The 23,999-nt window shown below is 69.6% G+C and carries 20 protein-coding genes; 6 read left to right on the top strand and 14 right to left on the bottom strand.

What is annotated here, in order from left to right; all coding sequences use genetic code 11:
- Positions 1 to 17 precede the first annotated feature (17 nt).
- Positions 18 to 797 (top strand): SGNH/GDSL hydrolase family protein, encoded by a 780-nt coding sequence (locus tag ACIBGM_RS01295; RefSeq protein WP_396384086.1) that lies wholly within the window; start codon positions 18 to 20, stop codon positions 795 to 797.
- Between the two features lie 9 nt (positions 798 to 806).
- Entirely contained in the window at positions 807 to 1,385 is a 579-nt protein-coding gene (locus tag ACIBGM_RS01290) for a GNAT family N-acetyltransferase (protein WP_360515217.1), read from the top strand.
- On the opposite strand, the gene ACIBGM_RS01285 is transcribed toward ACIBGM_RS01290, so the two are convergent.
- On the bottom strand, positions 1,382 to 1,546 hold the full coding sequence (locus ACIBGM_RS01285) for a hypothetical protein (protein ID WP_360515214.1): 165 nt from the start codon (positions 1,544 to 1,546) through the stop codon (positions 1,382 to 1,384). The genes ACIBGM_RS01290 and ACIBGM_RS01285 overlap by 4 nt on opposite strands.
- 128 nt (positions 1,547 to 1,674) lie before the next feature.
- Between ACIBGM_RS01285 and ACIBGM_RS01280 the strand changes: the two genes are divergently transcribed.
- From ACIBGM_RS01280 to ACIBGM_RS01270, 3 genes are read left to right on the top strand one after another with little or no spacing between them, the layout of a single operon-like run.
- Entirely contained in the window at positions 1,675 to 2,073 is a 399-nt protein-coding gene (locus ACIBGM_RS01280; protein ID WP_396384085.1) for a GntR family transcriptional regulator, read from the top strand.
- Entirely contained in the window at positions 2,070 to 2,969 is a 900-nt protein-coding gene (locus ACIBGM_RS01275) for an ABC transporter ATP-binding protein (protein WP_360515208.1), read from the top strand. Before ACIBGM_RS01280 ends, ACIBGM_RS01275 begins: the two co-directional genes overlap by 4 nt.
- Entirely contained in the window at positions 2,966 to 3,967 is a 1,002-nt protein-coding gene (locus tag ACIBGM_RS01270) for an ABC transporter permease subunit (RefSeq protein ID WP_360515205.1), read from the top strand. The genes ACIBGM_RS01275 and ACIBGM_RS01270 overlap by 4 nt, the downstream gene beginning before the upstream one ends.
- Before the next feature lie 4 nt (positions 3,968 to 3,971).
- Here ACIBGM_RS01270 and ACIBGM_RS01265 read toward each other — a convergent pair whose 3' ends face one another.
- From ACIBGM_RS01265 to ACIBGM_RS01220, 10 genes are all read right to left on the bottom strand, one after another.
- Positions 3,972 to 4,688, bottom strand: a complete 717-nt coding sequence (locus ACIBGM_RS01265; protein ID WP_360515202.1) for a DUF2071 domain-containing protein — start codon at positions 4,686 to 4,688, stop codon at positions 3,972 to 3,974.
- A 4-nt stretch (positions 4,689 to 4,692) separates the two neighbouring features.
- Positions 4,693 to 5,013 carry a hypothetical protein gene (locus ACIBGM_RS01260; RefSeq protein ID WP_360515199.1) on the bottom strand — a complete coding sequence of 107 codons (321 nt, stop codon included), beginning with the start codon at positions 5,011 to 5,013 and terminating at the stop codon, positions 4,693 to 4,695.
- Positions 5,014 to 5,078: 65 nt separating this feature from the next.
- Positions 5,079 to 6,080, bottom strand: a complete 1,002-nt coding sequence (locus ACIBGM_RS01255; RefSeq protein ID WP_360515196.1) for a sugar phosphate isomerase/epimerase family protein — start codon at positions 6,078 to 6,080, stop codon at positions 5,079 to 5,081.
- Between the two features lie 228 nt (positions 6,081 to 6,308).
- Entirely contained in the window at positions 6,309 to 11,693 is a 5,385-nt protein-coding gene (locus tag ACIBGM_RS01250) for a ThuA domain-containing protein (RefSeq protein ID WP_396384084.1), read from the bottom strand.
- Positions 11,694 to 11,804: 111 nt separating this feature from the next.
- Entirely contained in the window at positions 11,805 to 12,965 is a 1,161-nt protein-coding gene (gene xylA / locus ACIBGM_RS01245; RefSeq protein WP_360515190.1) for a xylose isomerase, read from the bottom strand.
- Entirely contained in the window at positions 12,962 to 14,125 is a 1,164-nt protein-coding gene (locus ACIBGM_RS01240; protein ID WP_360515187.1) for a Gfo/Idh/MocA family oxidoreductase, read from the bottom strand. The genes xylA and ACIBGM_RS01240 overlap by 4 nt, the downstream gene beginning before the upstream one ends.
- A 12-nt stretch (positions 14,126 to 14,137) precedes the next feature.
- Complete coding sequence (locus ACIBGM_RS01235) at positions 14,138 to 15,181, bottom strand: substrate-binding domain-containing protein (RefSeq protein WP_360515184.1); 1,044 nt, start codon at positions 15,179 to 15,181, stop codon at positions 14,138 to 14,140.
- 13 nt (positions 15,182 to 15,194) lie between these two features.
- Positions 15,195 to 16,238, bottom strand: coding sequence for an ABC transporter permease (locus tag ACIBGM_RS01230; RefSeq protein ID WP_360515181.1), 1,044 nt, complete (start codon positions 16,236 to 16,238; stop codon positions 15,195 to 15,197).
- Positions 16,235 to 17,740 carry a sugar ABC transporter ATP-binding protein gene (locus ACIBGM_RS01225; protein WP_396384083.1) on the bottom strand — a complete coding sequence of 502 codons (1,506 nt, stop codon included), beginning with the start codon at positions 17,738 to 17,740 and terminating at the stop codon, positions 16,235 to 16,237. Before ACIBGM_RS01225 ends, ACIBGM_RS01230 begins: the two co-directional genes overlap by 4 nt.
- 115 nt (positions 17,741 to 17,855) lie before the next feature.
- Positions 17,856 to 19,127: an ROK family protein gene (locus ACIBGM_RS01220; protein WP_396384082.1), complete on the bottom strand. Its 1,272-nt coding sequence runs from the start codon at positions 19,125 to 19,127 to the stop codon at positions 17,856 to 17,858.
- A gap of 709 nt (positions 19,128 to 19,836) precedes the next feature.
- On the opposite strand from ACIBGM_RS01220, the gene ACIBGM_RS01215 reads away from it, so the two are divergent.
- Positions 19,837 to 20,400, top strand: coding sequence for a hypothetical protein (locus tag ACIBGM_RS01215; protein WP_396384081.1), 564 nt, complete (start codon positions 19,837 to 19,839; stop codon positions 20,398 to 20,400).
- Here the strand turns inward: ACIBGM_RS01215 and ACIBGM_RS01210 are convergent.
- From ACIBGM_RS01210 to ACIBGM_RS01200, 3 genes are all read right to left on the bottom strand, one after another.
- On the bottom strand, positions 20,397 to 21,146 hold the full coding sequence (locus tag ACIBGM_RS01210; protein WP_360515170.1) for a hypothetical protein: 750 nt from the start codon (positions 21,144 to 21,146) through the stop codon (positions 20,397 to 20,399). The two genes, ACIBGM_RS01215 and ACIBGM_RS01210, sit on opposite strands and share 4 nt — an antisense overlap.
- A gap of 244 nt (positions 21,147 to 21,390) precedes the next feature.
- Positions 21,391 to 22,200, bottom strand: a complete 810-nt coding sequence (locus tag ACIBGM_RS01205; RefSeq protein WP_396384080.1) for a dienelactone hydrolase family protein — start codon at positions 22,198 to 22,200, stop codon at positions 21,391 to 21,393.
- 202 nt (positions 22,201 to 22,402) lie between these two features.
- Complete coding sequence (locus ACIBGM_RS01200) at positions 22,403 to 23,974, bottom strand: amidohydrolase family protein (protein ID WP_396384079.1); 1,572 nt, start codon at positions 23,972 to 23,974, stop codon at positions 22,403 to 22,405.
- Positions 23,975 to 23,999 lie beyond the last annotated feature (25 nt).

Below are 23,999 nucleotides of genomic sequence, written 5' to 3'. Positions count from 1 at the left end.
GCAGCTATCGTGGTCCGGTGATCCGACCCGGCAGCCGGTACGTCGCCCTTGGCAGCTCGTTCGCCGCGGGGCCAGGAATCAACCCGATCGTGCACAAGCCGGCGGGACGCTCGGCCAACAACTACGCGCACCTGGTCGCCGCCGAGCTCGGCCTCGACCTGGTCGACGTCAGCTACTCCGGCGCGACCACCGCGAACCTGCTCGACACCCCGCAGGACGCGGCGCCCCCGCAGCTCGAAGCGGTCACGCCCGACACCGCGCTGGTGACGATCACTGCCGGAGGCAACGATCTCGAGTACGTCGGGACGTTCATCCGGGGCAGCATGCTCAACACCCTGGCCAAGCCGGCGACCCTGCTCGGCCGCCGGGTCGCGAACCGGATCCGCGCCCGGGTCAGCTACCTCAAGGACGACGCCGCCTACCAGGCCGTCACCGACTCACTCGTCACCGTCGTCGGAAGCGTCCGCGACCGGGCTCCCTCGGCGCGCATCCTGCTGGTCGACTACCTCACCTTGGTCGGCCCGAGCACTCGGCCGCGGCTCGACGTACCACTGAACGAAGAGCAGCTTCCGAGTGTCGCGATGATGGCCGACGGGCTCGCTGCCGCGTTCGCGAAGGCGGCCGCGACCACGGGCGCCGACCTGGTCACGGCCTCGGCGGCGAGCCGGGACCACGCGATCGGATCGCCCGATCCCTGGACGACCGGGTTCAAGCTGCTCGGCGGCGCGCCGTACCACCCGAACGCGGCCGGCATGCGAGCCGTCGCCGACCTGATCCTGCAGACGCTGAAAACGTAGGCTCGGACCATGGAGGTACGGCGGGCGAGTGCGACGGATGTGGACGCGGCGGTCCGCACCCTGGCCCGCGCGTTCGAGGACTACCCGATGACGCGGATGGGCCTCGATCCGGACCACTACCTCGACCGGCTCACGCAGTACCAGCGGCTCTTCCTGACCCGGATCGGCCTGCCGCACGGGCGGGTCTGGGTGACGTCGGACGTGAGCGCGGTCGCCGTCTGGACGACGCCGGCCACTCCCCCGAACGCCTTCGCTCCGCACGCGGACGCGTTCCGGGAACTGGCCGGCTCCCGGGCGGAGCTGGCGGCGGAGTACGAGCAGGCGATGGGCGTCTTCCGCCCGCGCGAACCCGTGTGGTTCCTCGCGCTGGTCGGTGTCGATCCCGAACGGCGCAGCCAGGGGCTCGGCCGGGCCGTGATCGGGCCCGGGCTGGCCACCGCCGACGCCGACCACTCGGCCGCCTTCCTGGAAACCCAGGAGCCCGGCAACCTCGCCTTCTACGAGTCCCTCGGTTTCACCGTCATCGCCGAGCTGGAGCTTCCGCACCGCGGCCCGATCCACTACGCGATGTACCGGCCACCGCGCTAGCGGGCAGTCGCCGTACGGAACCAGCGGATGGCGCGGCGAGTGGCGCGACGGGTCGTCGTACCGCGCGGCTTGCTGGTCGTGCGGCGCTTCTGCTTCGGCGGGAGAGTCGACTTGGCGTTGCCGAAGTGGCTCAGCGAGACCATCAGGTTCAGGGGTTCCATCGGTCCGTCCTCCGGATCCGGGCACCCGCCGTCCGGGCGCCTTCACAGGTACGTCGGAACCGGCCGCGGATTCTTGACATCCCGGTTGTCTTATTGTCTTACTTGAGTAAGACAATAGGGAGGCTGGCGTGATCGAGTTCCACCTCGACGGGCACTCGAAGGTCGCGACCTACATGCAGCTGGTGCAGCAGGTCAGGCAGTCGCTGCGGCTCGGCCTGATCGACCCCGGTGACCAGCTGCCGCGGGTTCGGGAGGTCGCCGAGTCGCTGGCGATCAACCCGAACACGGTGCTGAAGGCGTACCGGCAACTGGAGCTCGAAGGGCTGGTCAGCGCGCGCCCGGGCGTCGGCACGTTCGTGACGCGGTCGCTGGCCGGTCCGTCACTGGCGAACCAGGCTGCGCTCCGGCACGACCTGGTCGGCTGGCTCAGCCGGGCCACCGCGGCGGGGCTGGACCAGGATGACATCGTCGCCCTGGTCGAGACCACGCTGCGGGCCACGTTTCAGGAGGGGATAGCGCAGGCATGAGTACGGCGCTCGAGACCACTGGCCTGGGCAAGCGGTACGGCCGGACCTGGGCCTTGCGGGACTGCTCGCTGCGGCTTCCGGCCGGCCGGGTCGCGGCCCTGGTCGGCCCGAACGGCGCGGGCAAGACCACGCTGCTGCATCTCGCGGTCGGGTTGCTCCGGCCGGATGCCGGATCGGTGCGGGTTCTGGGCCGTACGCCGGCTGCCGACGCCGACCTGCTCACCCAGGTCGGGTTCGTCGCCCAGGACGCCCCGATGTATCCGGACTTCACCGTCCTGGACCTGCTCAAGATGGGCCAGAAGCTCAACCGGCAGTGGGACTCCGCGCTCGCCGCCGGCCGGCTCGAACGGCTGCGGATCCCGTTCGACCGCAAGGTCGGCAAGCTGTCCGGCGGTCAGCGGGCCCAGGTGGCGCTCGCGCTCGCGCTGGCGAAGCGCCCGGAGATCCTGATCCTGGACGAGCCGGTGGCGAGCCTCGACCCGCTGGCCCGGCGCGAGTTCCTCCAAGCGCTGATGGGAGCCGTCGCCGACGACGGCACGACCGTCCTGCTGTCGTCGCACCTGGTGGCCGACCTGGAGCGGGTCTGCGACTACCTGATCGTGCTGCAGGAGTCGCGCGTGCAGGTGATCGGCGCCGTCGACGACCTACTGGCCGACCACAAGGTGCTGATCGGTCCGCGTCGCTCGGCCCCACCGGTGGGCGTCGCGACCGTCATCCGCGACAGCCACACCGACAAGCAGTCCACCCTGCTGGCGCGCATCAACGGACCGGTCCTCGACCCGGCCTGGACGATCCGCGACCTCAGTCTCGAGGATCTGGTGCTCGCCTACCTCGCCGAGCCGAGCGCGGGCGTCCTGCCCGGACCGTCGCCGCTCGGAATGGACGTGACGTCATGATCTGGATGACCTGGCGACAGCACCGGCAGCAGGTCCTGTTCGTCGTGCTCGGCATGGCCGCGGTCGCGGCGCTGATCCTGCCGACCGGGCTGAAGATGCACGACGTCTTCACCGACAGCGGGCTGGCCGACTGCCTGCGCCGTACCGCCGGCGCCGAGTTCGTTGCTGTCGACGATGATTCGCAGCGGGACTGCGGTGAGATCGCGAACCAGTTCCTGGCGCGCTTCGGCTACCTGCAGCCGCTCGCGGTCCTGTTCGCCGTGCTGCCGCTGCTGGTCGGGCTGTTCCTCGGCGCGCCACTCGTCGCCCGCGAGGTCGAGCACGGCACCCACCGGCTGGTCTGGACGCAGGGCATCAGCAGGCTGCGCTGGGCGCTGGTGAAGTTCGGACTGGTCGGAACCGGCTGCCTCGCCCTCGCCATCGGGTACACCCTGCTGCTGAGTTGGTGGATCCGGCCGCTGAACGGCGCGAACGGCAGCCGCTTCACGGTGCTGATCTTCGACCAGCAGGGAACCGTCCCGATCGGGTACACGCTGTTCGCGGTCGCGCTCGGCGTCTTCGCCGGCACGGTGACGCCGCGGGTGATGACGGCGATGGCGACCACGCTGGTCGGCTTCCTCGCCGTACGGCTCGTGGTGGCCGGCTTGGCCCGGCCGCACTTCCAGGCCCAGGAGGAGCGCACGTTCCCGGTCACCAGCACCGTCGAGCCGAACCCGCTCAGCGGCGACTGGATCATCCGCACCGGCATCTACGACGCGAGCGGCGTCCAGGTCGCGGCGAACCAGCAACGATCGTGCCGGATCGATTCGCCACCACCGACCGGGACGCCGGCCGGACCGACGCCCGAGGGCTGCGAGGAAGGTCTCTACAACCTGCAGGTCTTCCAGCCCGCCGACCGGTTCTGGTTGTTCCAGACGATCGAGACCGGCATCTTCCTCGGCCTGACCGTGATCCTGATCGTCCTGGCTGTCTACCGCGTACGGCGTCGCCTCTCCTGAGCGGTCAGGCGCGGAAGGGTCGGCCGAACTCGGCGGGGACGCCGGGGCTGTGGAGCACGTGGTCCGGTGCGCGGTTCAGGTCGGTGAGACCGACTGAGGCGAACAGACCGCGGTCCTCGAAGCGGAGGAGGTCGGCTGTGCGCAGGGACCAGGCGGGGTGGTGGTTGGGGAGGTACCAGGTGTGGCCGGCTCGCTGAATGTGGAGTCCCCAGCGGGCGGTCAGGAAGTGTTCGAAGGGACCTGGTTCGACCGGCCGGCCGAGCCGGACTTCGACTGTGGCGGAGGCGCGTGCCCGGCGCAGTGTCGAGGTATAGACATGGTGGTTGCCGTCAGCAACATGCGTCATCCGGGCCCAGCGGTACGGGAGGCCGAAGGCGGCCCGGGCGGCCGCGACGACGGCCAGGCGGTCGGCGTCCAGGCTGAGGAAGACCACGCCGCGCCGGCCCGAGGTGTCGACGGAGTACAGCCGGATGTTCGTCTCCAGGAAGCTCCCCACATACGGTACGGCGGGACCTCGAGCCAACCCGGTGTCAGTCATCCGGAACGGCACGAGGCCGACGTACGTGCGTCCCTCGAAGACGTCCGGCCGGACACCCGGCGGGAAGAAGTGCGCGACCGCCGCCGGTTCCACGGCCCAGTGCAGGAACGTCAGGTCTCGCCACCACTGGCGCAGGATCCGTGGCCGCCGGAGCGCGGGCGCCTCGGGCCAGGTCGCGTCCACCAGGTCAGTCGGCGCTCGGCCGGACCTCGCAGGTCGGGCGGCCGTCGTTCAGGTCGCAGACGACGTACGCCGTACCGCTGCCGGACGTGGCCTGCCACGGCATCACCGCGTCACCACTCAGCAGCGCGTCCAGGGTCTGCATCTCCGGATCGCGCTGCATCGCGTGATGCCGGTACCCGGCGGAGCCGAGCGCGAGCGCGATCGCCATCCCGAGCAGATTCACCTGCGTCGGCTGGTCGGGAACCACCGTCCCGGCCTCCGGCGCGAGCTTGATCCCCTGATCCGGCACCTCGACGATCCGGGCGACGTACCTGCCTGCAGTCATGCCATCGAGGGTAGCTCCGAAAGCCGGCTGGGTGGGCGAGGCGGCCCACCCAGCCGTCCGGCCGATCAGGAGGAGAAGGCGGCGTCGAAGGACGCGGTGGGCGGGTCGAAGGCCAGCGAGCGGACGAACTGGAGGGCTTCGGCGGCGCCGACCAGGCGGTCCATGCCGGCGTCTTCCCACTCGACCGAGATCGGGCCGTCGTACCCGATCGTGTTCAGCATCCGGAAGCAGGCCTCCCACGGTACGTCGCCGTGCCCGGTGGACACGAAGTCCCAGCCGCGGCGCGGGTCGCCCCAGGCCAGGTGCGAGCCCATCCGGCCGTTGCGGCCGTTGCCGACCTGGCGCTTCGCGTCCTTGCAGTCGACGTGGTAGATCCGGTCCTTGAAGTCCCACAGGAAGCCGACCGGGTCGAGGTCCTGCCAGACGAAGTGCGACGGGTCCCAGTTCAGGCCGAACGCCTCGCGGTGGCCGATCGCCTCCAGGGTCGCGGTGGTCGACCAGTAGTCGTACGCGATCTCGGACGGGTGCACCTCGTGCGCGAACCGCACGCCGACCTCGTCGAACACGTCCAGGATCGGGTTCCAGCGGTCCGCGAAGTCGCGGTAGCCGGCCTCGATCATCGCCGGCGGGACCGGCGGGAACATCGCGACCGTCTTCCAGATCGACGAGCCGGTGAAACCGACGACCACGTCGACGCCCAGCGCGCGGGCGGCGCGGGCGGTCGTCTTCATCTCCTCAGCGGCCCGCTGCCGGACGCCCTCGGGGTCGCCGTCGCCCCAGATGTGCGCCGGCAGGATCGCCTGGTGGCGCTGGTCGATCGGGTCGTCGCAGACCGCCTGGCCGAGCAGGTGGTTGGAAATCGTCCAGAGCTTGAGGTTGTGCTTGTCCAGGATGTCGAGCCGGTCGCGCACGTACGAGTCGTCCTCCGCGGCCCGCCGTACGTCGAGGTGGTCGCCCCAGCAGGCGATCTCCAGCCCGTCGTACCCCCACTCGGACGCCAGCCGCGCCACCTCCTCGAACGGCAGATCAGCCCACTGCCCGGTGAACAAGGTAATCGGTCGAGCCATCACTACTCCTTAGTCGAGCTTCCTTCGGTGCTGCGGTCCAGCCGGGGCGAGCTGGGTCTGTTGGGTGGGGCTGGGGTGTCCCCGGCGGCGCCTGGAGCGCGGGGGCGACGCCGGGGACCGGGGACCGTGGTCCCCCGCCTGCCGTGGGAGAAGGCGCTGCCGCCGTTCGGCTGGGGCCGAACCAGCCGGACGAGCACCAGGGTGCGCGATCTCCCACGGCGGACGTCATCAGCCCAGCCCGGACTTCAGGTCGTTGCCCACCGCAATGAGCAGGGTGCGGGCGGCGGTGTCGGACACCGTACTGGCCTTGGCCAGGTAGAGGTCGAGCGCGACCCGGGCGACGTTGTCACGGCCTCGCCGATCGGCCTCGGACGCCAACCCCAGTTGGACTTTCAGCACCGTCGCTGTGGCCGCCGGCACCGTCCCGGCCGCCCGGAGTCGGTCGACCAGCTTCACGGCCTCGGCGTACGACGCGACGACCGTGAACGGCACCGTGGTCACCGACTTGTTGCCGGCGACATCAGCCGCGGATGCCGTCAGCGTGTGCGTCCCGAGACCGAGCAGCACGCCGTCGAGTGAGCCGGTCAGCGGACGACCGTCGACCGCGAGCGTCACGGGCCCTGGACCAGACAGCGCGTCCGTCGCCGCAGCCGTGACCGCGAGGACGGAGGCGACGCCAAGGGAGCCCCCAGGTGACAGACCGGTCACCGCGACGGTCGGCGCCGTGCTGTCGATCTTGACCGTGGCGGACGCCGGTTCGGACACATTGCCGGCTGTGTCGCTGGCACGCACGGTCAGCGTGTGGGTGCCGTCAGCCGACAACGTGACAGGCGCGGTGTACTCGGACCAGTTGCTGTCCCCGACCTTCTGCTCCACGTACACCTGACCGCCCTGGTCGTCCGTCGCCTTCGCGGTGGCGACGACCGGCGCGGTCCACCAGCCGGCGAGACCCGAAGGCGTGGACGGGTTCAACGACAAGGTGACGGCCGGAGCGACCGTGTCCCGGACCAGCCGGAAGTACTCGAACCGGGCTGTCTTTGACGCGACCTGATCCGCCCCGAAGGCGTAGACGCCGAACTTCGCGTTGGTCAGCGCAGCGTTGGTGACAGCCGGCAGAGCCGCCCACGTCAGGCCGTCCCCGCTGTAGGAGGCGGTATAGGTCGTGCCCGTTTTGGCTATCCGCAGGTGCCAGATGCCGTGAGTCGGTGTCGGCGCGTTGGGTTGCGGTGACTGCACGACGTCGTTGATCTCCGAGCGCAACTCCAAACCACGTGTCACCGGCGACCCAGGCGCATTGGTCGTGAGGTAGTCGAGTTTCACGTAGTTCGCGTCGTCGGCGTACACCAGCAGCCCGGCCTGCTGGTAACGCTCGTCGAACGCCGACGCGTCCACCTTCGTCTCGATCGTCCAGTCGCTGTCCGGCGCCGGCTGCAGCATCAGGTTGGCCGGGTTCGTGTTGCCACCCTGGTAGATGTCGCCCTTCCCGGTGTCGATCTCCAGCAGGTCACCGGCGACCCGGTAGGCCGCAGGATCAGGCCGTACGACGGCCGACCACCGGCAGGCGTCCAGCGTCGTACCCGCGAACTCGTCGTCCGGCGCCGCCTGCTCGGCAGTGTCGTCCGGTGTGATGGTGAAGTAGTCGAACGCGGCCGTGATCGGCAACGCCTCGGTCCGGTTCGTCAGCCCGAAGACCCCGATCCGCGGGTTCGAGATCCCGGCCAGCTGCTTGGTCTCCGGCATCTCGGTGAACGTCGCCCCGTCCGCGCTGTACGCCGCCCGCAACGACGACCCGTCCGAGGTGAACCGCACCCAGACGGTGTCCGGGTACGACGCGCCCAGGTTGGCCGTGTTCGACGCGGCGACCTCGTTCGGCACGCCGCCTTCCTCGCGAATGAACTGGAAGATCCGGTCGGCCGCGGACGGCGCTCCGGTCGACCGGCCCTGGATCACCATCTTGGCGTAGTTGTCGTCGTCGCCGTACACGATCAACCCGGCCTGCTGGTACGCCAGCCGGGCCGGCAGCGTGACCTTCGTGGTCGCCTGCCACGCGCCGGACGGCAACGGCTGCAGTACGACGTTCGGCGTGCCCGAGTTGCCGGTCCCGTAGATGTCGGTCGCCGTCAACGGGATCGACAACTTGCCATCGGCAACCACGAGCTCCTGGTTGCCCCGGACGACCGCGGACCAGCGCTCGGTGTCCAGCGCCGTACCGTCGAAGCCGTCGGACCGGCCGGTCAGGCAGGCCGGCAACGACGGGGAGTCCACGGTGATCGGAACCTTGGCCACCCCGGCCGCGCCGCGAGAGTCCGTCACCGTCACGGTGGCCGAGAACGTCCCCGGTGTCGTGAAGGTGTGGCTCACCGACGCGCCCGACGCAGTGGAACCGTCTCCGAAGCTCCACGCGTAGGACAGCGGCAGATCACCCTCGGGATCGGTCGCCGCCGCGGTGAAGTCCACCGTTAGCGGAGCCTTGCCCTGGGTCACCGACGCCGACGCAGTGACCGCCGGCCGCTGGTTCTCCGTGACGCCCTTCCCGATGAAGCGCACCCAGTTGACGTTGAGCTGACCGGTCGTCTTCACGAAGTACAGCGGCCCGCTGTCCAACGACGCCCCGGACACGGAGCCGGTGAAGTCGCCGTACGTCTGCCAACCGCCGGTCGGCGAGACCTGGATCGTCGCCACCACCGGCCCGTCGGTCGGCGACCCCTGCCGAACCTGCACAGTCGCGCCCGCTTCGGGCGAGGCCGCCCGCAACTGGATCTGGTCGATCTGCGTGAGGTTCGTTGGCTTCCAGCCCCACCAGTCGCCGTCCTCGATCCAGCCGATGTTCTTCCCGCCACCGGCCACGTCACCGGTGTCCTCGACCTGCACACCGGGCGCGGACCCCGGTCCCCCGGTCTCGTCGAAGTACTCCGCCTCACGCGTCTTCGGCTGCAACTGCACGACCTTCTGCGTGGTGATCGTGCCCGTCCCCGGCGCGCCCTTGTCCGTGTACGTCACGGTGACGATGCCGAAGATGTTCGCCCCGACATGCCCCTGGTCGCCCGGCAACGGGAACGTGCCCTCGCACCCGCGGTACTGCTCGTACCCGTGCGCGTGCTCGTCGTGCCCGAGCGCCGGCTGGGTGATCACGTCGTTGCAGTCGACCAAACCGTCCTCGGGATCGGTGACGGTCACCCGGTAGCGGATCGTGTCCCCGAAGTCGAAGAATCCACCATCGACCGGAGCCTGCACGGTGATCGTCGGCGCCGTGTTGCCGGACGTGATCGTCCGGTTCGAGACCGCTGTACGGCCGTCCGGGTCGGACACCGTCAGCCGGGCTGTGAAGACGCCGGCCGTGGCATAGGTGTACGACGGCTTGGCCTCGGTGCTGTCCGTCGTACCGTTGCCATCGAAGTCCCAGGCCAGCGTGATCGGCTGCCCGTCCGGATCGCGCGACCCGGTCGAGTCGAAGGCGACCGTCAACGGCGCCGGCCCGGATGTCTTGTCCGTGCTGAACTGCGCGATCGGCGCCCGATTCCCTTGCACGTAGTCGATCCGGTAGATCCCGGAGTCGGCGTTGTTGCCGCCGAACCCGCTCCCCCACTCGATCACGTACAACGCGCCGTCCGGCCCGAACTGCAACGCGTGCGGCCGGATGAAGCTCAGCTTCTGCAGCATCCGGGACACGTCGACCACGCCGTTGCGGTCGTCGTTCAGCTGCACCGAGAACAGCCGGCTGTCGTTCCAGTCCGCCCAGACCGCCTTGCCGTCGAAGTACGCCGGCCACTTGCGGTCCGACGTGCTGTCGGCGTCGTACTGGTAGGCGCCACTCGTCATCGGCGCGCCACTGCCACCGATCTCCGGTACGCCGGTCGTCGACTTCCCCATCCACAACGTCGCGGGGATCGCCGCCGGGAGTTGCGTGATGCCGGTGTTGTTCGGCGACTCGTTCACCGGCGCGTTGCAGTTGAACACCGCACCCGACGTGCCGGTCGCGAAGTCATGATCGTTGTACGGCGTGTTGTTGCCGACGCAGTACGGCCATCCGTAGAACCCGGGCTTGTCGAGAATGTCCCACTCGACCCGTCCGTCCGGACCGCGTGTGGGCGACACCGCGCCCGCGTCCGGGCCGTAGTCGGCCACGAAGAGGTGGTTGGTGGTCGGGTCGATGCCGATCCGGAACGGGTTCCGGAAGCCCATCGCGTAGATCTCCGGCCGCGTCTTCGCCGTACCAGGCGGGAACATGTTGCCGCTGGGGATCGTGTACGTGCCGTCCGGCGACGGGTGGACGCGGAGGATCTTGCCGTTCAGGTTGTTGCTGTTGGCGGCACTGCGCTGCGCGTCCCACGCGGACCGCCCGGACCGCTCGTCGATCGGCGTGTAGCCGTCGGAGTCGAACGGGTTGCTGTTGTCGCCGGTGGCGATGAAGAGGTTGCCCTGACCATCGAACTCGAGTGCGCCACCCGCGTGACAGCACTGGTCCCGCTGGGTGTCGATCCGCAGCACCTGCTTCTCACTCGCCAGGTCGAGGGTGTCGCCGGTCATCGTGAACCGCGAGACCCGGTCGAAGGGTTCGGTCCCGGCGGGCGAGTAGTACAAGTACACATAGCCGTTCGACGCGAAGGCGGGATCCAGCGCGATCCCGAGCAGGCCGAACTCCTGGCCGGTGTAGACGTTCAGCGTCCCGGCGGTGACGACCGAGCCGTCCGGCTTGACGATCTTCACCGCGCCGTTCCGGTCGATGTAGAACACCCGGCCGTCGCCGGCGACCGCGAGCTCCATCGGGTTCGACGTGTCGTCGTCCAGCGTCACCGTCTGGTAGCTGTCGCTCAGCGAAGCGCCACAGTCCGCGGGCACGACACCGGCCGCCGTCTTGAGACCGCCGAGCAGCAGCTGCCGGAAGGCAGGTTCGGCGTACGACGCGATCGTGTGCCCCATGCCCGTGTACCAGGCCCGGCCGCCGTCGTAGTCCTGGCACCAGGTGATCGGGTGCTCCGGCCCCATGTTCCCGCCCGTGTACGACGACTCGTCGAGCGAGGCGAGCACGTGGACCTTGTCGCGCGGGTTGGTGCGGTAGTTGTACCACTCGTCGGTGCGCTGCCAGATCGTCGGCGCCTCGGCGGTCGACGGGTGCGCGTGGTCCTCGACCTTCACCGTGCCGGCGGGCGTACCCGGTGGGTGGCTGTCGAAGTAGCTGCCGACGAGCTCGCCGTACCAGGGCCAGTCGTACTCGGTGTCCGAGGCGGCGTGGATGCCGGCGTACCCGCCGCCGGCCCGGATGTACCGCTCGAAGGCGGCCTGCTGGTCGGCATTCAGGACGTCACCGGTCGTCGACAGCCAGACGACCACCTCGTACTTGGCCAGCTCGGTGTCGTTGAACATCGACGCGTCCTCGGTCGCGGTGACGGTGAAGCCGTTCGCCGCCGCGAGCTCGTTGATCGCCTGGATCCCGGCCGGGATCGAGTCGTGCCGGAACCCGGCGGTCTTGCTGAAGATCAGGGCGTTGAAGGTCTCGTCACCGTGGCCCGGGTGGGCCCTGGCCGGCAGTGACATGGTGGGGACCAACACTGCCGCGATCAGGGCGAGCACGAGCGCACGGATCACCGTGCCATGCCTGCGTAGCTGGATCATGCGGAGCTCCTCATGGGTCGGATAAGGCGCGCGCTCCATCGGTCCGGGGCGGTTGAACCCCAGCTACCACAAGTCCCGTGCTCTGCCCTGCGCGGGAGGTACTGCTACCGGTCAGCGGACGCCGAGCAGGTGCTCCATCGCCAACTGATCCAGCTTCTCGAACCCGAGACCGCGCTCGGCCAGCGCGTCCGGGTCGTGCTTCTCGCCGCGGAGGTCGGCCAGGCTCTCACCCTCGGCCAGGGTGGGCTCGGACAACTCCGCGACCTTGGCCGCGGCCAGCGCCTCGGCCACCTCGGGGTCGGCCCGGAACGCCTTCACCTTCTCGCGCAGGATCAGGTAGTTCCGCATCGACGCCCGCGCGGTCTCCCACACGCCGTCCTCGTCCTCGGTCCGCGGCGGCTTGTAGTCGAAGTGGACGTAGCCGTCGTACCCGGGCCGGCCCTCCGAGCCCTGCAGGACGTCGACGGTCCAGAACGCGCCGCGCAGGTTCCCGGCGCCGAACCGCAGGTCCTGGTCGAACCGCGGGCCGTGCTGCCCGTTGAGGTCGATGTGGTACAGCTTGCCGTGCCACAGTGCCTGCGCGATGCCGTGCGCGTAGTTCAGCCCGGCCATCTCCTCGTGCCCGACCTCCGGGTTCAGCCCGACCAGCTCGGGATCCTCGAGATCGTTGATGAAGGCAAGGGCGTGGCCGATCGACGGCAGCAGGATGTCACCGCGTGGCTCGTTCGGCTTCGGCTCGAGGGCGAACCTGATGTCGTAGCCCTGCTCCCGGACGTACGCGCAGAGCAGGTCCATCGACTCCTTGTACCGGTCCAGGGCCGCGCGGACATCCTTCGAGCCGCCCGACTCCGCACCTTCGCGACCGCCCCAGAGCACGTACGTCGACGCGCCCAGCTCAGCCGCGAGGTCGAGGTTGCGCAGCAACTTCGACAACGCGTACCGGCGGACCGAGCGGTCGTTGGCGGTCAGGCCGCCGTCCTTGAACACCGGGTGGGCGAACAGGTTGGTGGTGGCCATCTCGACCACGATGCCGGTGTCGGCCAGCGCCTTGCCGAAGCGGTCGAGCACCTGCTGCCGGGTGCCGTCGTCGGGCACCAGGTCGTCGTCGTGGAACGAGATCGCGGCCGCGCCGAGCTCGGCCAGCTTCTCCACCGCGTGAATCGGATCCATCGCCGGGCGGACCGCGGTGCCGAAGACGTCGACCCCCCGCCAGCCGACCGTCCAGAGACCGAACGAGAACTTGTCGTCCTTCGTCGGGGTGTAGCTGTTCATTCCGAAATCTCCTGCCATTGTCGGGAGGTCGAGCTGGCCTCGACCGCGGCCAGCACACGCTGGATCCGCAGCCCGTCGGCGAACGACGGTGTCGGATCGGCTCCATCGGCGATCGCGGTGACCAGGTCGACGACTTGATGGGTGAACCCGTGCTCGTAACCGAGCAGGTGGCCGGGCGGCCACCACGCTGCGACGTACGGGTGGGCGGACTCGGTGGCGAGGATCCGCCGGAAGCCGGCGGTACGCGCGTCCTCGGTCGCGTCGTAGAAGTGCAGGAGGTTCATGTCCTCGAAGTCGAACGCGAGGCTGCCCAGGCTGCCGTTGACCTCGATCCGGATCGCGTTCTTCCGGCCGGTCGCGAACCGGGTCGCCTCGAAGACGCCGAGCGCGCCGGAGCCGAACCGGGCCAGGAACACGGCCGCGTCGTCGACCGTCACCGGTCCGCGTTCGGTGCCCGCCGTACCGGCGAGACCGGCGTGCTCGGCGGCGACCGGGCGCTCCTTGACGAACGTCTCGAGCTGACCGCTCACCTCGGCGATGTTGTCACCGGTGATGTACTGCGTCAGGTCGATGATGTGCGCGCCGATGTCACCGAGCGCGCCGGACCCCGCCTTCTCCTTGTCCAGCCGCCACGACAACGGCGCCTCCGGGTCGGCGATCCAGTCCTGCAGGTACTGCGCCCGGACGTGACGGATCGTCCCGAGCTTGCCCTCGGCGACGAGCTGGCGGGCCAGCCCGATCGCCGGCACCCGGCGGTAGGTGAACCCGACCATCGACCTGATCCCCTTGGCCGCCGCCGCCTCGGCCGCGGCGGTCATCGCCTCGGCCTCCTCGACCGTGTTGGCCAGCGGCTTCTCGCACAGCACGTGCTTGCCGGCCTCCAGTGCGGCGATCGCGATCTCGGCGTGGCTGTCTCCCGGCGTGCAGACGTCGACCAGCTGGATGTCGTCGCGGCCGAGCAGCTTGCGCCAGTCGGTCTCGGTCTCCTTCCAGCCGAGCTTCGTCGCCGCGGCCGCGACCGCGTCCGGGTTACGCCCGCAGAGCACGTTCATCTCGGGGTTCAGCGGCAGGTCGAAGAAGCGCGGCGCGCTCCGCCAGGCCTGCGAGTGGGCCGCGCCCATGAACGCGTAGCCGATCAGGCCGATGCCCAGGTTCGTCATGACTCTCCTCTGTCAGCTTTCGAATGCCGTCGGCAGGTACTGGTCCACGTTGTCCTTGGTCACCACCGGCGCGTACAGCTGGATGGTGCGCGGCACCTCGACCTCCACCAGGTCGGTGAGGGCCTTCTTCTGCACCAGCAGCCGGGCCAGCCGGACGCCGTCCGCGCCCTGGGTGGACGGGTAGATGACGGTCGCCTTCAGCAGGCTGTTGCCGGACTTGATGTCGCGCATCACGTTCGCCGAGCCGGCCCCGCCGACCACGAAGAACTCCTTGCGGCCGGAGTTCTTGATCGCCGCCATCACGCCGACGCCCTGGTCGTCGTCGTGGTTCCAGATCGCGTCGATCTTCGGCGCCGCCTGCAGCAGGTTGGCGGCGGCCTTCTCACCGGACTCGACGGTGAACTCGGCGGCGACCCGGTTGCTCACCTTCAGGCCGCAGTCGGTCAGCGCCTCCTTGAAGCCGCGGCTGCGGTCCTGGGTCAGCGGCAGCGAGTCGATCCCGGCGATCTCGGCGACCACCGAGTCCTTCTTGTCCTTCAGCTGCTGGCACACGTAGGTGCCGGCCGAGCGGCCCATCCCGTAGTTGTCGCCGAGGATGGTGGTCCGGGCCGCGAACGGGCTGTCGAACTCGCGGTCCACGTTCACCACGGTGATCCCGGCCTCCATCGCCTTGACCGCCACCGGGGTGAGCGCGGCGCCGTCGAACGGCAGCAGCACGATCGCGTCCACCTTCTGGTTGATGAACGTCTCCACCTGGCTGATCTGCAGGTTCACATCGTTGGTGCCCTCGGCAACGATCAGCTCGACGTCGGAGTACTTCTTCGCCTCCGCCTGCGTGGCCTTGGTGATCGCGCCCATCCAGCCGTGGTCGGCGGCCGGCGCGGAGAAACCGATCCGGACCTTCTGGCCCGGCTCGTCGTTCTTCCCGGCGGCGACACCCGAGTTCGCCGGCGCGTTGTCGTTCTCCTCGGCCTCCGGGGTGTTGCTGGTACAGGCGGCCAGCGCGATCACGCTCAGGCCGGCGACGATGAGAGTGCGGACGGAACGTGCGGACATCTTTGTCCTCCTTCTATTGGCGGGTCGTGCGCGCCAGGCGCTGCTGGAGAAGGACCGCGATCACGATGATCAGGCCCTTCGCCACCGACTGGGCGGAGATGCTGAGGTTGTTCAGGGTGAAGACGTTGTTCAGGGTGGTGAAGATCAGTACGCCGATCACCGTGCCGACGATCGTCCCGCGGCCACCGGACAGCAGCGTGCCGCCGATGACCACGGCCGCGATCGCATCCAGCTCGTACAACTGACCATGGGTCGAGCTGCCGGTCGTCGTACGGGCCATCAGCATGACTGCGGCGATCCCGCAGCACAGGCCGGCCAGCACGTAGAGGGCGACGGTGTGCCGCTGCACCTTGATGCCGGCCAGCCGGGCCGCCTCGGCGTTGCCGCCGACCGCGAAGGTGCGGCGGCCGAACGTGGTCCGGTTCAGCAGCACCCAGCCGGCCGCGGCGACCAGCAGGAAGATCCAGACCAGCACCGGCACCCCGATCAGCGAGCCGCCGAAGAAGTCGACGAAACCGTTCACCGAGATGATCTGGGTCTTCCGGTCGGAGATGATCTCGGCCAGGCCGCGCGCGGCGGCCAGCATCGCCAGCGTCGCGATGAACGGCACGATCTTGCCGTAGGCAACGAGCAGGCCGTTGACCAGGCCGCACGCGGCGCCGACCAGCAGCGCCGTGGAGACCATGAGGATCCAGTGGAAGTCCTCGGCCAGCTGCTGGGTCGCCAGCGTGGTCGCCCAGACCGAGGCCAGCGCGACCATCGCCCCGACGGACAGGTCGATGCCGCCACCCGTGATGACGAACGTCATGCCGATGCTGACCACACCGATGACGGCCGCGAGCCGCAGGATGGTCAGCACGTTGGCGCCGGTCGCGAACGTGTCGCCGGCGGTGATGATGCCGACCAGGCAGAGCAGGACGAGCGCCACCACCAGGCCGACGTTGCGCCCCATGCCTGTCATCAGCACATTGCTGCCGGCCCGCGGCGCCGCGGGCGGCGTGACCGTCGCCTGGGTCGACGCGGTCTGGTCAGAGGGCCGTGCGAGGTCATCACTCACGAGACAGCACTTCCTTCCATCACCAGGTCGAGAACCTGGTGCTCGTCGATGTCTTGCGCGGGCCCGTTGTAGACGGCCCGTCCCTCCCGCAGTACGACGACCCGGTCGGCGAGACCGAGCACTTCCTCGACCTCGCTGGAGACCAGCACGATCGCGACCCCGTTGGCGGCCAGCTTGTGGATCAGCGCGTAGATCTCGGACCGCGCGCCCACGTCGACACCGCGCGTCGGCTCGTCCAGCAGCAGCACGCGGCAGTCCCGGAGCAGCCAGCGGGCCAGCACGACCTTCTGCTGGTTGCCGCCGGACAGGTTGCGCACCGGATGGTCCACGCCGGCCGGGCGGACGTCCAGTGCCTTGGACAGCTCGGTGGCAGCCTCCCGCTCGGCGCGGCCGTTCAGGAATCCCCCGCTGGCGAACCGCTGCATGGTCGACACCGTGATGTTCTTGTAGACGGCCTCGTCCAGCAGCAACGCCTGGCTCTTCCGCTCCTCCGGCGCCAGCCCGACACCTGCCTTCACCGCGGACTGCACCCGGCCCGGCCGCAGCGGCATGCCGTCGACCCGGACCGACCCGGCGGCCGCGCGCCGAGCGCCGTACACGGTCTCCAGTACTTCGGAGCGCCCGGAGCCGACGAGTCCGGCCAGGCCGAAGATCTCGCCGGCCCTGACCTCGAAGGTGATCCCGGCGAACTCGGCCGGCCGGGTCAGGTCTGTCACTTCCAGGACGACGGGCGCCGTGCTGAGGATCTCGCGGCGGGGCGGGAAGACGTACTCGATCGAGCGGCCGGTCATCAGCCGGATCAGTTCCTTGGTCGGCGTCGCGCGCGCGTCCAGGCCGGTCGCGACGGTGGCGCCGTCCTTCAGCACGGTGACCCGGTCACCGATCTGGCGGATCTCCTCGAGCCGGTGCGAGATGTAGACGACCGCGACACCGCGCGCGGTGAGCCCGCGGATCACCCGGAACAGGTTCGCGACCTCTTCGGGGTCGAGGACGGCGGACGGCTCGTCCATCACGATCAACCGGGCGTCCCGCGACAAGGCGCGCGCCATGCTGACCACCTGCTGCCCGGCCGCCGGGAGTGAGCCGACCGTGCGGTGCGTCGGGATCTCGCCGTGGCCGAGTCCGCGCAGGATCTCGCGCGCCCGGGTGGTCGCCTCGTGCCGCCGGCTGAAGCCGAAGCGGGCCGGCTCGTGGCCGAGGAAGATGTTCTCGGCAACGGTCAGCTCGGGCACCAGGTCGAGCTCCTGGTAGATCGCGGCGATCCCGCGTTGGATCGCGGCGGTCGGGGTGTTCAGCTGGACCTGTTCGTCGTGCAGGAGGATCGTGCCGGCGTCGGGCTGGTGCGCGCCGGTCAGCACGCGGATCAGCGTGGACTTGCCTGCGCCGTTCTGACCGAGCAGGCAGTGCACCTCACCCTCGCGGACATCCAGGTCGACACCGTCGAGCGCCCGCACCCCGGGGAACTCCTTGACGATGCCGGTCATCGTGAGAAGGTCGCTCATGGGGCCTCCCGGCCTGGACTGAGGAGCGGAGGGAGCGAAGCGACTGGAGTGACGAGGGAAGGCCGGGAGTTCCAGCCCCATGACCCGCCGCGCGGCAGCGCGGCATTCAACAGAGTCACTGCGCTACTCCCGTCTCGGATCGGCCGATCACGGTCGGGTCGACGAAGACCTGGTCGAGCGAGATCTGGGCGCCGCCGCGCACCGCGGCGGTAAAGCCGAGCTCCGAGCGGACCACCCGGCAGCCGCCGCCGTCCGGGGCGATCACGCGGTCGCGGATCGCCGTCTCCAGTGGTTGTTTCAGCCATGGCCCGAGCACGGCGAAGTAGCCGCCGAGCACGAGCACGTCCGGATTCAGGATGTTCACCAGGATCGCTCCCCCAATCCCCAGCCAGGTTCCGACGTCCTTCAACGCGGACAGCGTCCGCGGCTCCCCCGCCTCGGCCCGCGCGATGATCTCGGCCAGCCGCCGGTCCACGTCCAGCGCCGGGTCGCGGACCGGGTCGTCCGCATCCGTTGCCTTGTGCAACAGCGCGGTCAGGCCGACGACGGTCTCCCAGCAACCGGTCCGGCCGCAGCCGCAGATCCGTCCGGCCGGTGCGACCGGCATGTGCCCGACCTCTCCGCTGTACCCGTGGCCGCCGCGCAGCAGGTGCCCGTTCGACACCACGCCACCGCCGACACCGACAGCGCCGGTCAGCAGCACGAGATCCTGCACCGGCTCGGTCTTCTGCAGCTCCGAGTACGCCGCCAGCGCCGCCAGGTTCGCCTCGTTGTCCACGTGCAGCGGGTACGACGGCCCACCCAGCCGCTCGCGCATCTCGCGAACGACGGGGACCTCGCCCCACCCCAGGTTCGGCGCCAGCTTGAGCTCACCGGTGTCGCCCTGCACCAGGCCCGGCACGGCGAGGGTCACGCCGGCGACCTGGCCGTCGCGCGCGTCCACGGCTGCCACTGCCTCGCGGATCAGGTCGGCCAGGCGGCTGAGCGTCGTACTGGGGTCCATGTGGGCGACGTCCAGCGGGACGCGGCGTTCGCTGACCGTGTCACCGGCCAGGTCGAGCGCGGTGACGGCGAGGTAGTCGACGTTGATCTCGGCGCCGACGCCGCAGACTCCGGTGCCGTCGAGCTCGACCAGCTGCCCGGGGCGGCCGAGGGCACGAGTCGAGTCGGCCGGGCCTTCGCGAAGCAGGCCGCGCTCGACCAGCTCGGCGACCAGGCTGCTCACGGTCGCCTTGTTGAGGCCGGTGTCGGCGGCGATCCGGGCCCGGGACCGGGGACCGTTGTCGCGGACGTGACGCAGCACGACCGAGAGGTTGTTGCGCCGGAGCGAGACGTGGTCGGCGGCGACCACGCGACTGCCCGGACGGCTGCCCCCCGTCAACGTCATGCGACCCCACCCTTGGTCGTTGTGAGCCCAGTCACAGACTTTGTCTGTTGAACCAACAAACTAAGTACGCCGCTGAAGCCGCGTCAAGACGTTGTCGACAAGTTTTCGCCGACGCTAGCGGGCAAACGCTCTCTTTGACCAGAGGTCGGGTTGGTTCCGGAACTTGCGTGAAGTCCGTTCAACTCTTGCGGGCGTTCTTCGGCGTTTGTACTCTCGCGGCACTTCTCCTGTCCGCCCCCACCAGGAGCCCCACATGACTCTGTCGCGCCGTGCCTTCCTTGCCGCCACCGCCGCCACCGCTGTCGGCGGCACCCAACTCACGTCCGCTTTCGCCGCCAGCCCGCCCGGTGACGTCGTCGGCAAGGTCACCGTCGGGTACCAGGGCCGGTTCGCCTGCATCGGCGACGGCGCCCCGATCAACGGCTGGTGGCACTGGAGCCACAACTGGGGCCAGCCGCCGTGCAGCAGAACGGCTGCGACACCGCGGCACTGCAGCGGTTCAACCCGACCGGCGGCGAGGGACCGACGCGGGACGCGATGGCCGTCAAGGTCCGGCAGGCGGCGGAGCAGTACGGGCGCAAGTTCTACATCATGTACGACGCCACCGGCTGGACCTCGATGCAGTCGGAGATGAAGGCGGACTGGACGTCGAAGATGAGCGCCTACACGGCCTCACCGGCGTACGCGCGGCAGAACGGGAAGCCCGGTGGTGTGCATCTGGGGGTTCGGGTTCGACGAGGCCAACAAGGCCTGGCCGGCGTCGGTGTGCCTGGACGTCGTGAACTGGTTCAAGGGCCAGGGGTGCTACGTGATCGGTGGAGTGCCGACGCACTGGCGGCGCGGGGTGGAGGACTCGCGCGCCGGCTACCTGGACGTGTGCCACGCGTTCGACATGCTGTCGCCGTGGATGGTTGGCCGGATCAGCGACATCGCGGGCGCGGATGTACAAGGCATCTACATCTCGATGTTCGACGAGTACAACGAGGGCAACCAGATCGCGAAGACCGCCGAGTCCGCGGCCTGGGTACCCTCGGGTTCAGGCATCCGCGCCCTCGACGAGGACGGTACGGCGTGCTCCGCGGACTACTACCTGCGCCTGACCAACGACGGCGGCCGAATGTTCAAGGGCCAGGCACCACTCACGTCCGTGCGCCCAACCGTGCCGATGCCGGTCCAAGGGCCGGGCGGCGTGGTTCCTCGAGCACGTCGACTACGGCGGTGCGGCCGGGCTCCGAACGCGAACGACCAGTTGACGTCCTGCCGGATCTCCTAGAACAGCTCCAGGCTGTCCGAGGCGAGGGTGATGACGGCGTCGTCGAGGTAGAGCCGGCAGGCGATCGCGTGGCCTGCGCAGGTGTGCAGGGCCGGGCCGGCCGCGTCGACGACGCGGTAGGCGACCGGGTGCCCGCAGCGCTCGACGGCGCCCTCGTTCTCGCGGTGGCAGCCGAGGACGTGACAGGTGACCGTCTCGCCGACGTTCATCAGCGTGAGGCCGTGCTCGGGGCAGACACCCCAGCCGACGCCACACGCCTGGCCTTCGCTGGCGGCGAGTCGGATCAGGTTGCCGGCGGTCGCCTCGAGCGCGCCGGCCACCGAGCCCAGCGTGCTGGCAGCGTGGTCGAGGTCGCGGCGCAACGCCCGCAGCTCGGGCGACTCGGGCATCCCCCGGGTGGCTGCCTGCAGGTTCTCCGACAGCGTCTTGGCGGCCAGCGCGATCTCGTCGACCCGGACGGGCGTCTCGAACTCGGCGCGCGCCGTTCCGTTGGCGACCCGGCCGGCCCTGCGGGCGGCGTACTCCTCGACCCAGGCAGGCGTCTTGACGACCGTCTCCTGGCCCTCCGGTGCCGGGCCCTCGGAGGCCTGGCCGGTCGGCTCTTGCTCAGCCTCTTGATCGCCCTGGCCGGCCGGCGTGGTCCGGCCTGCGTGAGGGCCTGATTGCGGACCGTGACCATTGGTCCCGTTCGCGGCCGTGGTCCCGTTCCTCGGGAGCCGGCTCTCCTGCGCTGTCCGCCCGTTCATACAGCCTCACTCGTCAAGTGCCTGGCCATCGCCATGCGCGCCCCCTGATGTGCCTCCGGTGGCCGATCGTGCCATGTCTCCAGTGCCCACGACCAGAGGAAATCACCCAGCGTCACCCACCGCTCCCCCTCCCTTGCGCACTGCAACATTCCACCCCAGACTTCCGCCAGGTTCCCCACTCTGCGTCCGCATAGTCACACGCAGAGCATTCCTCAACGTTGCTTTAACATTTCGGCACTGTGGGTCACCGCGCGGTAGCAGTCAGGTGCTGCCGGAGGAACTCGACGGTCCGGGTGCGTGCCTGCAGCGCCGAGTTCGGCGCGTCCTCGCGCAGGTCGCGGGTGAGCACCGAGTGCGCCATCCGGCGGTAGCCGTCCGGGTTCCCCGGCCGGCTGTCGAGCTCGATCACCTCGAACGCGTCGCCGAGCTGCTTGCGCAGGGTCGTGAACCGCTCGGCCGGTGACATCCGGTCATGGCTGAAGCGCAGGCCCAGGACGCACAGACCGTCCGTCTGCGTCCGTTCCCTGACGACCTCGAGCTCCTGCCGGGACAGCCCCGGATCACGCCGCAGACGGCCACTGACGGCGAACGGCGTGGACGGCTGACTGAGGACCGGGGCCAGAACCGCCTCCTCGACCGCTGTGGCCAACGCGAGCCCTCCGGTGAAGCACATCCCGATGACCCCGACCCCGCGCCCCGGCGTCCGCGTCGCGAGGTCGGCGGCGACCGCCCGCAGGTACTTCGTGATCGGCCGCTCCGCATCGGCCGCGAACGCCCGGAACTCCTTCGCCACACACATCCGCGCGATCACCCCCAGCGCGTACCCCGTGGTCTCCGGGCGCCCCGGCGTACCGAACGGCGACGGGATCACCACCGTGAACCCCGCACCCACCAGGTGGTCCCCCAGCCCCAGCACCTCCGGCGTCAACCCCGGTATCTCCGGGATCAGCACGACGCCCGGGCCTTCGCCCTTCTCGAAGCAGTCGTAGGTCAACCCCGCGCCGGTGAACGGCGTCCGTCGCCAGCCGGTCAGATCCGAGCTCGGTGCGGTCATCGCACGCCTCCTCGCAGGTGGAGGCTCATAGCTTAGGGTGCGCGGCCGGTTGCAGCTCTTGACTGGAGGGACCGGACCACACGCAGGCCCACACGGTGAACAAGATCGTCACCATCAGCTGAACCCGCTCGAACGCCCCGGCCCGCTTGGGTCGGGGTGTTCGTGCTGTCAGGGTGTTCGTGTTGTCAGGGTGTTCGTGCTGTCAGGGTGCGTAGTGCTGGACGGCGCCGCCCTTGGACAGGTCGACCAGAGTGTGGGCGAGGTCCTTGGCGTCGGCAAGGACCTCGTCGAGGTTCATGGTGGTGAGTTGGCGGTCGCGGACGACAATGCGGCCGGCGACCAGGACGGAGACGACGTCCGACGAGCGCACAGAGTAGACGAGGGCTGCCCTGGGGTCGTGGACCGGCTGGCAGTGCGGGCCGGAGAGGTCGACCAAGGCGAGGTCGGCTTGGCGGCCTGGTTCGAGTACGCCGATCCGGTCCGCGAGGCCGGCTGCCGCGGCTCCGCCCCTGGTGGCCAGGCGGAGGGTGTCGGAGACGTTCATCCACTCGGCGTCCTGCTCGCGTTGCTTCTGGGTCAGCGCGACCATCCGCAGCGACTCCCAGACGTCGAGGGTGTTGTGGACGGCGGCTCCGTCGGTGCCGATGCCGACCTTCACGCCCTTGGACTGCAGGCTTTTGATTGGGGTGACCGTGCCCATGGCGAGTTTGAGGTAGACCTTCGGACAGCAGGCCACTGTGGTGCGGTCGCCGTACTGCTCGAGGATCGGGAGGTCGGCCTCGCGGATGCCGCAGCCATGGGCGATGAGGGCGCCGGCGTCGAGCACGCCGGTTCGCTCGAGGACTTGGATCGGCGTGACGCCCAGGCGGTCGATGGACGATTGGGTTTGGTCGTCGGTTTCCGCGGCATGCAGGTGGATGCGGAAGCCTTCTGCTCGTGCGATGTCCGCCGTACGGCGCAGGTCGTCGTCGGAGACCGTGTACGTCGCGTGCGGGCCGAGGCTGGCCGTGATCCGGGGGCTGCGGTTGCGGAGGTCGCGGGCGGTGGTGATGGCGGCTTCGATGGCTTCGGGTCCGGTCGAGGAGAAGTACGTCGGCGCGAGGTCGGCGCGGATGCCGGACTCGATCGCGGCTTCGGCGATCTGGTCGGCGTGGAAGTAGTGGTCCACGAACGTGGTCACCCCGGCGAGCAACATCTCGGCGCACGCGAGTCGCGCACCGACCCGGACCCGCTCGGCCGTCAGATTCACCTCCATCGGCCAGATCCGCTGGTTGAACCAGTCCTCGATCGCCAGATCCTCAGCTGCACCCCGCATCATCACCATCGGACTGTGCGTGTGCGAGTTCACCAACCCCGGCACCGCCACCAGCCCCCGCCCCTCAACCACCTCCGGCTCCACACCCCGCCCCGGCACACCGCCCGGCCCTCCAGCCGTGTCCCGGTCGGCCTGGCGGCTCCCCGCCCCGTCCCGCTCGGTCTCCCGGCTCCCCGCCCCCACCCGGTCGGTCTGCCGGCTGCCCGCCCCGTCCCGGTCGGTCTCCCGGCTGCCCGTCCCCACCCGGTCGACCTCCGGGGCCCCGGTCCTCTCCCGGTCGGCCTCCGGGCTCCCGGTCTCCTCCACTCTCAGTGGAGGGAGCTGTAGGGGAGTGCCGGTGGGGGTGATGGCGGTGATCTTGTCGTCGTGGATGTGGATGTCTTGTGCTTCGTCGACTCGGCAGTCGCCGTGTTCGGGGACGATCAGGACCGAGACGTTGCGGATCAGCAGGTACGACATCCATCCTCCAGCCGGTGGTTCGTCG

It is taken from the genome of Kribbella sp. NPDC050470 (assembly GCF_044458365.1).
In the GTDB taxonomy this organism is placed as follows: Bacteria; Actinomycetota; Actinomycetes; order Propionibacteriales; family Kribbellaceae; genus Kribbella.
The sequence above is the reverse complement of the archived record's forward strand: the minus strand, read 5'-3'. Positions and strand labels throughout refer to the sequence as shown.